Genomic DNA, 8,584 nt, shown 5'->3' with positions numbered 1-8,584 from the left:
GGCGCAACGCGCTGGACCGTGACCACTGGGTGGCCGCCGGCTGGACCTACCGCGCGCTCGGCCGCCGCGCCGGCTGACCGGGCCGGGGAGTCGATGGCCCTGACCGGGCCGGGACAGGGCACGGCGATCCGGTGACCACCGCGCACATCGACGTCCCGCTCGTGCGCCGGCTGGTCGCAGCGCAGTTCCCGGAGTGGGCCGACCTGCCGGTCGTGCCGGTCGAGCCGGGCGGCTGGGACAACCGCACGTTCCGGCTCGGTGCGGAGCTGCTCGTCCGGCTGCCCAGCGCGGCGGCCTACGCCGTCCAGGTGGCCAAGGAGCAGGAGTGGCTCCCCCGCCTGGCGCCGCAGCTGCCGCTGCCGGTCCCCGTGCCGCGCGGCCAGGGCTCCCCCGGCGCAGGCTTCCCGTGGCCGTGGTCGGTGTACCGCTGGCTGGACGGCACCGATGCGTCCGGGACGCCGGTCGGCGACCTCAGCACGTTCGCCACCGATCTGGCCGGGTTCCTGACCGCCCTCCAGTTGGTTGACACGGCCGGCGGGCCACCGGCCGGACCGCACAGCTGGTTCCGCGGCGCCCCGCTCACCCACTACGCCGGCGAGACCCACGCAGCGATCGAGGCACTGGGCGGGTCGATCGACGGCGCCGCGGCCACCGCCGTCTGGGCGGCTGCCGCATCGACCTCCTGGGACCGGCCACCGCGGTGGTTCCACGGCGACGTCGCGGCCGGCAACCTGGTGGTGCGGGACGGCCGGCTGGCCGCCGTCCTGGACTTCGGCACCTGCGGGGTGGGTGACCCGGCGTGCGACCTCGTCATCGCCTGGACGTTCTTCACGGACCGGAGCCGGGCGGCGTTCCGGGCCGGCCTCGACCTGGACGACGGCACGTGGCTCCGGGCCCGCGGCTGGGCGCTGTGGAAGGCACTCGTCGTGCGGGCCGGTCTCGCCGGGACGAACGCGGCCGAACAGCACCGCGCCGACGCCGTCCTGGCGGCCGTGCTGGCCGACGACTAGAGCCGGGTGCCCCGGTGCAGGGCGACGACGCCGCCGGTCAGGTCGCGCCACGCGACGTCGGCCCAGCCGGCGCCCTGCAGCCACCGCGCCAGCTCCGGCTGCGGCGGCCACGCCCGGATGGACTCGGCCAGGTAGACGTAGGCCTCCGGGTTGCTGCTGACCGCCCGCGCGATCACCGGCAGCGCCCGCATCAGGTACTCGGTGTAGACGGTCCGGAACGGCCTCCACACCGGGCTGGAGAACTCGCAGACCACCAGCGTGCCGCCGGGCCTGGTCACCCGGGAGAACTCGCGGAGCGCCGCCTGCGGGTCGGCCACGTTGCGCAGCCCGAAGGAGATGACGACGCCGTCCACGCTCTCGTCGGCCAGCGGCAGCGCCATCGCGTCCCCGGCCACCTTCGGCACCGGGCGGGACGCCCCGGCGCGCAGCATGCCCTGGGAGAAGTCGCAGGCGATCGCGTGCACTCCCCCGGCGGCGAGCTCGACGGTGGAGACCGCCGTCCCGGCCGCGACGTCGAGCACGGTCGCACCCGGCCGCGCACCCAGCGCCTCGCGGGTGGCCCGGCGCCAGCCGGCGTCCAGCCCGGCGGAGAGCACGGTGTTGGTCACGTCGTACCGGCCGGCGACCCGGTCGAACATCGCCGCGACCTCCGCCGGCCGCTTGTCCAGCCCGGCTCGCGTCCCCGCCGTCCCCGCCCGTTCCCCGGTCGCCACGACGGCGACGCTACCTGCGCCTCTCCTACCCTGGAGCGGTGACCACGGCAGCCGCACGCACCGCGACCAGCGCGGCAGCGGTCACCACCACCCCGCTGGGCGCCCGGCGCACGCCGCTGCTGACCCTGCTCCCCCGCGACGGCGCGCTGGCCTGGGTGCGCCGCGGCGAGGGCCTGATCGGGTGGGGCGAGGCGGCCCGACTGGAGGTGTCCGGCCCCGGTGCGCTCACCGAGGCGGCCGACTGGTGGGCCCAGCGCTGCGCCGGCACCGAGGTCCACGACCCGGTCGGCGTCCCCGGCTCCGGGCCGGTCCTCTTCGCCTCCGTGGCCTTCGACCCGGCGGCGGGGACGTCGGTCTTCGTCGTCCCCGAGGTGGTCGTGGGCCGCCGCGACGGGTGCACCTGGGTGACCGTGACCGGCGACGCGGACGACGAGGACCTCACCGTCGTCGAGACCTCACCCCAGCACGCGGCCACCTCGATCGGCCGGCTCGCCTACGCCGACGGCGCCCTGGACCCGATGGCCTGGTGCGGCGCCGTCACCGCCGCGGTCGCCCGGATCGACGCCGGCGAGCTGGACAAGGTGGTGCTGGCCCGCGACCTGCTGGTCACCGCCGACCGGCCGCTGGACCCCCGCCGGCTGCTGCTCCGGCTGGCCGAGCGGTTCCCGGACACCTGGACGTTCGCCGTCGACGGTCTGCTGGGCGCCACCCCCGAGCTGCTGCTCCGCCGGACCGGCCGCGAGCTGGACGCCCGGGTGCTGGCCGGCACCGCCCCACGGGGCGCCGGCGCGGAGGACGACCGGCTGGCGGCGGGCCTGCAGACCTCGGTCAAGGACCACGCCGAGCACGCCTACGCCGTCGACTCCCTCGCCGACGCGCTGCGGCCGTTCGTCGACGAGCTCGTCGTCCCGGAGCAGCCCAGCGTGCTGACCCTGCCCAACGTCCGGCACCTGGCCAGCGACGTCCGCGGCCGCCAGCGGGACGACGACGCGACCGGGCTGCTGGAGCTGGTGGGCGCCGTGCACCCCACCGCCGCGGTCTGCGGCAGCCCGACCGCCACCGCGGCCCGGGTGATCGCCGAGCTCGAGGGGATGGACCGCGGCCGCTACGCCGGGCCCGTCGGCTGGCTGGACGCGCGCGGCGACGGGGAGTTCGGGCTGGCGCTGCGCTGCGCACAGCTGACCGGGGCCGACGGCGGGCGGCAGGCCCGGTTGTTCGCCGGTTGTGGCATCGTCGCCGACTCCGACCCGATCGCCGAGCTGGCCGAGACCCAGGCGAAGCTGGCCGCCTTCCAGGCCGCGCTCGAGGACTGAGCCCCTCCCCCGGAGGAGGGAACCCTCCGCCCGAGTGCCCGCCTCAGGTGAAGACGACCCGCCCGCGGCCCGACAGTCTCCAGGAGGGGACACCGACAGGGGGACGACGGGACATGGCCACCAGGACGGCGAACGGTGGCGGCCGCAGGGCCGCTGCCGCATGGCTGTCGCTGGCCGCTGCCCTCGTCGTGCTGGTCGGGTCCACCGGCGGCAACACCGCCGCCTCGGTCGTCTACCTGGTCGTCAGCGCCGGCGCCGCGGTCGCCGCCTGGCTGGGGGTGCGGCGGTGCCGCCCGGGCCCGGCGGCCCGGTGGATCGCGGTCACCGTCTCGCTCAACGCCGTCGGCGACCTGCTGTGGCAGCTGCAGGCCTGGCTGGCCGACACCCCACCGGACGTCTCGGTGGCCGATGCCGCCTACCTGGCCTCCTACTGCTCCCTCGGGGCCGCCCTGCTGGTCTACGCCGGGGACGGCGACGCCCACCCGCGGGCCCGGTTCCACGCCCTGCTCGACGGCGCCGCGGTGCTGGTGATCGCCCTGCTCGTGGTCTGGCAGAGCTCGGTGCACTCGACGCTGACCGACGCCGACCTGCCGCTGGGCACCCGGGCCATCTGGGCCACCTACCCGTTGCTGGACGCGGTGGTCATCGGCCTGGTGGTGCGCGGCATGGTCGTGCAGTCGCGGGTCGGGGTGCCGGCGCTGCTGCTGGGGCTCGGCTCCAGCGCCTGGCTGGCCTCGGACCTGGCCTGGCTGCTGCTCGCCGCCCCGGACACGGTCGGCGGCTGGCTGGACGCCGGCTGGCTGATCGGCGCCGTCGCGTTCGCCACGCTGCCATGGGCCGACCGGCGGGACGCGGCACCCGGCCCGGCGGCGACGCGCCGGACGGCCGGCGGACGCTGGCGGATGACCCTGGCCTTCCTGCCGCTGCTCGTGCCCGGTGCCTTCGAGCTCCGGGCCTGGCTCGCCGGCGAGGAGGTCGAACCGCTGCCCGGTCTGCTGGCCACCTCCACGCTGACCGTGCTGATGATCGTGCGCGCCCAGCGGCTGCTCGCCGACCAGGGCCGCGCCCGGGCCGAGGTCCACTCCCTGGCCCGGCGGTACGAGGCGCTGGCGATGACCTCCTCCGACGCGGTGGCCGTCGTCGACCGCGACGGGCGGCTGACCTCGGACTCCCGGTCGCTGGCCGAGCTGCTCGGGCGCCCGGGTGGCGCCGGGCGGTCGCTGCCGCAGCTGCTCCGTGGCATCGGCATCGACCCCGCCGACGTGCTGGCAGCCCTGGACCGGGCCCGACTGCTGCCCGGTGAGCCGGTGGAGCTGGACCTGCGCGGGGACCACCCGACCGGGGGCACGGTGTGGCTGGGCGGTCGCGCCGTCGACCTGCGGCACGACCCCGACGTCGGCGGCATCGCCGTCAGCGTCTACGACATCACCCCCCGCAAGCTCGCCGAACAGGAGCTGGCCCACCAGGCCTTCTACGACGGGCTCACGGGGCTGGCCAACCGGTCGCTCTTCCTGGACCACGCCGAGCAGGCGCTGCGCCGGGCCGGCCGCACCGGCAGCCCGCCGATCGTGCTCTGCCTGGACCTCGACGGGTTCAAGGACGTCAACGACAGCCTCGGCCACCTGGCCGGGGACGACCTGCTCCGCACGGTCGCCGAGCGGCTGCAGGGCGTCGTCCGCGCGGCGGACACGGTGGCCCGGCTGGGCGGCGACGAGTTCGCCGTCCTCATCGACGACAGCCGGGGCGGCCTGCCGGCCGCCGCCTCGCTGGCCGAGCGGCTGCTGCAGGTCCTGGGCGAGCCGGTGCTGCTGCACGGCCACCGGGTCACCGTGGCCGCGAGCATCGGGATCGTCGCCGCCGAACCCGAGGCGACCCCGCTGTCGTTGTTCCGCGACGCCGACATCGCCATGTACCGGGCCAAGGCCGCCGGCCGGGCCCAGTGGGTCGTGTTCGACCCGGAGATGCGCGCCGCCGCACTCGAACGGATCCAGTTGGAGCGGGAGCTGGGTGGGGCACTGGCCGCCGGCCAGCTCCGGCTGGTCTACCAGCCGGTCGTCGACCTGCAGACCGAGCGGGTGGTCGGCTTCGAGGCGCTGCTCCGCTGGCAGCACCCCACCCTCGGCGCCATCGGGCCGGACCGGTTCGTCCCGGTCGCCGAGGACTCCGGGCACATCGTGCCGATCGGTCGCTGGGTGCTCGCCGAGGCCACCCGGACGGCTGCCCGCTGGCAGCGCGCCCACCCCCGGGTCACCCCGCTGTCCATGGCGGTCAACGTCTCCGCGCGGCAGCTGGTCGGCGGCACCCTGGTCGACCACGTCGCCGAGGCGCTGACCTCCAGCGGCATCGCGCCGTCCTCGCTGGTCCTGGAGGTCACCGAGACCGCGCTGGTCACCGACCCGGACGCGGTGGCCGAACGGCTCCTGGAGCTGCGCGCGCTGGGCACCCGGCTGGCCCTGGACGACTTCGGCACCGGCTACTCCTCGCTGAGCTACCTGCGCCAGTTCGACGTCGACGTGCTCAAGATCGACCGCTCGTTCGTGAACCTGCTCGACGGCTCGGCCGACGACGCGGCGATCGTGCACGGGCTGATCCAGCTGGGCCGCACGCTGCGGCTCGAGGTCGTCGCCGAGGGCGTGGAGACCGAGGTCCAGCGCGACCGGCTCCGTGCCGAGCGCTGCGACCTGGCCCAGGGCTGGCTGTTCGCCAAGCCGCTGGAGGCCGACGAGGCGGAGCTGCTGCTGCTCGCCGAGGCCTCCGGTGCGCCGGCGCTGCCCCACCCGCGGCCGGCGACCAGCGCCGGCGAACTGCCCGCCGCCCAGGCCTGATCAGGCGCCGACCTGGCCGAGTGCGGTGACGGCGGCCGTGCGCAGCCGGGTGGCCAGAGCCGCCTCGGCGGCGGCGTCGGTGCGGACGACGACCACCCGCGGCCCGCCCGCCCCCAGCGCGGCCACCAGCTGGGTGGGGTCGCTGACCGCGGTCGCCGCCCAGCCGAGCGAGCGGGCCACCGCCACGAGGTCCCGGCCGTGCGGGGTGCCGAACACCCGCCGGTAGCTGGCCGCGTACTGCGGCTGCCCCGGTTCCAGCTGGGCGAAGATGCCGCCTCCGTCGTTGTCCGGGACGACGACGGTCAGGTCCGGCCGGGGCTCCCCCGCCCCGGGCAGCAGCCCGGTCAGGTCGTGCAGGAACGTGAGGTCGCCCATCAACGCGAACGCCGGTCCGCCGCCGGCCCCCTGGTGCGCCAGCGCGGCCCCGACCGCGGTGGAGATCGTGCCGTCGATGCCGGCCACCCCCCGGTTGGCCAGCACGGTCACCCCCGGCCGCGGCACGGCCAACCGGTCGACGTCGCGCACCGGCGTCGAGGAGCCCAGCACCAGCAGCGCGCCGGCCGGCAGCGTGGCCACCAGGTCCCGGGCCAGCCGGGCCGCGGTCAGCCCGCGCCCGGGGACGTCGTCCAGCTCCGCGTCGACCGCCGCCCCGACCAGCCGGGCTGCCTCGGCCCACTGACCCGCCCACTCCCCGCTGCCCCGCGGCCCGGGGTCGCGCAGCGCCAGGCCCGGGTCGAGCTGGGCGCTGCCGACGACGCTGCTGCCCCGGCCCGGATCGGCCCAGCGCGGCGAGGGCCCGTAGGTCTCCACGGTCACCGACGGGTCGCCCAGCAGGGCGTTGACCGGCCGGGAGAGCGTGGGCCGGCCGACGACGACCACCCGGTCGGGCCGGTGTGCGGCCAGCCAGTCGGCGGCCCCCAGCAACAGGGCCGGCCCGCGCACCGCCCCGCTCGCCCCCCAGGCCCCGCTGCTGGGCTCGGCCAGCACCGGCCAGCCCCGCTGGTCGGCGACGACGGCGGCGGCCCGCCCGACCGCGGAGGGGGCGTCCCCGGCGACGAGCAGGGTGCGACCTCCGCCGGCCGGCTCGCCGCCGGTCAGCGGTGCGCTCCGCGTCCCGTCACCGGCCGAGGTGGTCCACGCAGCGCCGTCGGGGCGCCCGGCGAGGTCACCCGACAGCGGCGCCGGTCGCTCCCCGCCGTCGTCGGGCATGAGCGGCTCACGGAGGGCCAGGTTGAGGTGCACCGGGCCGGGGTCGCCGGACAGCGCACCCCGGGCGACGAGCAGCGCCTTGGCGACGACCGACCGCCAGTACCTGTTCTGCGCCGCCTCGCGACCCGGTTCGGGCACCCCGACGTCCAGTGCCCAGCGCACCGCACCGCCGTAGAGGCCGACCTGGTCGATCGTCTGGTTCGCGCCGGTGGCGCGCAGCTCCGGGGGGCGGTCCGCGGTCAGCGCCAGCACGGGCACCCCGCTCTCGTGCGCCTCCAGCACCGCCGCGTGCAGGTGGGCGGTCGCCGTCCCGGAGGTGGTCAGCACCGGCACCGGCCGCCCGGCGGCCTTCGCCAGCCCGAGCGCGAGGAACGCCGCCGTGCGCTCGTCGATCCGCACGTGCAGCCGCAGCCGGCCCGCCGTCTCGGCATCGGCCAGCGCCAGGGCGACCGGCGCGGAGCGGGAGCCGGGAGCGACCACCGCGTCGGTGACGCCGCCGCGGACCAGTTCGTCGACGAGCACCCGGGCGAAGGCGGTGGCCGGGTTCACGGAGCCGTCACCGCGGCCAGCCGGGCGCGCCAGCGTTGCTCGACCGCCGGCTCGGCCGCGGTCTCGGCCAGCCGGTCGGGCTCCGGGCGGCGCACCGGCAGCGCACCGTCGACCGGCAGCAGCGGCTCGCCGGTGACGTCGTCGGTGAACAGCGCGACGGTGGCCAGTCCGCAGGCGAACGGCAGCTCCGGCAGCGCGGCGGCCAGCGCGACGCCGGCGGCGATCCCGACCGAGCTCTCCAGCGCCGAGGAGACCACGCACGGCAGCCCGTGCGCCTCGGCCACCGCCAGCGCCGCCTGCACCCCGCCCAGCGGCTGCACCTTCAGCACCACCACGTCGGCCGCCTCGCGCAGGTCGACCGCGCGGGGGTCGGCGGCGCGGCGGACCACCTCGTCGGCGGCCACCCGCACCTCGACCCGCCGCCGCACCGCGGCCAGCTCACCGATCGTGGCGCAGGGCTGCTCGGCGTACTCCAAGCCCACCCGGTCGAGCTCGCGCAACCGGGCGACCGCGGTGTCGACGTCCCAGGCGGCGTTGGCGTCCACCCGGATCGCCCCGGCCGGGCCGAGCGCATCGCGCACCGCCTCCACGCGGGCCAGGTCGTCGGCGGCGGCCTGGCCGGGCTCGGCCACCTTCACCTTCGCGGTCCGGCACCCCGAGGCCGTCACGATGGCGTGTGCCCGGTCCGGCCCCACGGCCGGCACCGTGACGTTGACCGGCACGCTGTCCCGCAGCGGGTCGGGCCAGCCGAGGACGGCGGCCTCGTGCGCCGCAGCCCACCAGCGGCGGCTCTCGGTGACGTCGTAGTCCCAGAACGGGGAGAACTCGCCCCAGCCCGCCGGGCCGTGCACCAGCACCCCGTCGCGGACGTCGATGCCGCGGAACCGGGTGCGCATCGGCACCGACCAGACGTGCACCGCCAGGGCCGCCGCTGCAGCGTCGGGAGGGGCGGTGACCACGGCCGA

6 protein-coding genes are annotated in these 8,584 nt (G+C 77.2%); 3 read left to right on the top strand and 3 right to left on the bottom strand.

What is annotated here, in order from left to right:
* Positions 1–131: 131 nt before the first annotated feature.
* Positions 132–1,010 (top strand): aminoglycoside phosphotransferase family protein, encoded by an 879-nt coding sequence (locus tag O2V63_RS16595; protein ID WP_269168654.1) that lies wholly within the window; start codon positions 132–134, stop codon positions 1,008–1,010.
* Here the strand turns inward: O2V63_RS16595 and O2V63_RS16590 are convergent.
* A complete protein-coding gene (locus O2V63_RS16590; protein ID WP_269168653.1) occupies positions 1,007–1,723 on the bottom strand; it encodes a demethylmenaquinone methyltransferase in 717 nt (238 codons plus the stop codon). The genes O2V63_RS16595 and O2V63_RS16590 overlap by 4 nt on opposite strands.
* 38 nt (positions 1,724–1,761) lie before the next feature.
* On the opposite strand from O2V63_RS16590, the gene O2V63_RS16585 reads away from it, so the two are divergent.
* Both O2V63_RS16585 and O2V63_RS16580 read left to right on the top strand, forming a co-directional pair.
* Positions 1,762–3,036, top strand: a complete 1,275-nt coding sequence (locus O2V63_RS16585) for an isochorismate synthase (RefSeq protein WP_269168652.1) — start codon at positions 1,762–1,764, stop codon at positions 3,034–3,036.
* 113 nt (positions 3,037–3,149) lie between these two features.
* The gene (locus O2V63_RS16580; RefSeq protein WP_269168651.1) at positions 3,150–5,861 is read left to right on the top strand and encodes a putative bifunctional diguanylate cyclase/phosphodiesterase; all 2,712 of its coding nucleotides are present in this window, start codon (positions 3,150–3,152) and stop codon (positions 5,859–5,861) included.
* Here O2V63_RS16580 and menD read toward each other — a convergent pair whose 3' ends face one another.
* Both menD and O2V63_RS16570 read right to left on the bottom strand, forming a co-directional pair.
* On the bottom strand, positions 5,862–7,619 hold the full coding sequence (menD, locus tag O2V63_RS16575) for a 2-succinyl-5-enolpyruvyl-6-hydroxy-3-cyclohexene-1-carboxylic-acid synthase (protein WP_269168650.1): 1,758 nt from the start codon (positions 7,617–7,619) through the stop codon (positions 5,862–5,864).
* Positions 7,616–8,578: an o-succinylbenzoate synthase gene (locus O2V63_RS16570; RefSeq protein ID WP_269168649.1), complete on the bottom strand. Its 963-nt coding sequence runs from the start codon at positions 8,576–8,578 to the stop codon at positions 7,616–7,618. Before O2V63_RS16570 ends, menD begins: the two co-directional genes overlap by 4 nt.
* Between the last annotated feature and the right edge of the window lie 6 nt (positions 8,579–8,584).

Source organism: Modestobacter sp. VKM Ac-2977, assembly GCF_026968045.1.
Classification (GTDB): Bacteria; Actinomycetota; Actinomycetes; order Mycobacteriales; family Geodermatophilaceae; genus Modestobacter.
The sequence above is the reverse complement of the archived record's forward strand: the minus strand, read 5'-3'. Positions and strand labels throughout refer to the sequence as shown.

Coding starts and splice junctions, on each gene's coding strand:
- O2V63_RS16580 (WP_269168651.1), top strand. CDS start 3,150: ATGGCCACCAGGACGGCGAACGGTGGCGGCCGCAGGGCCGCTGCCGCA.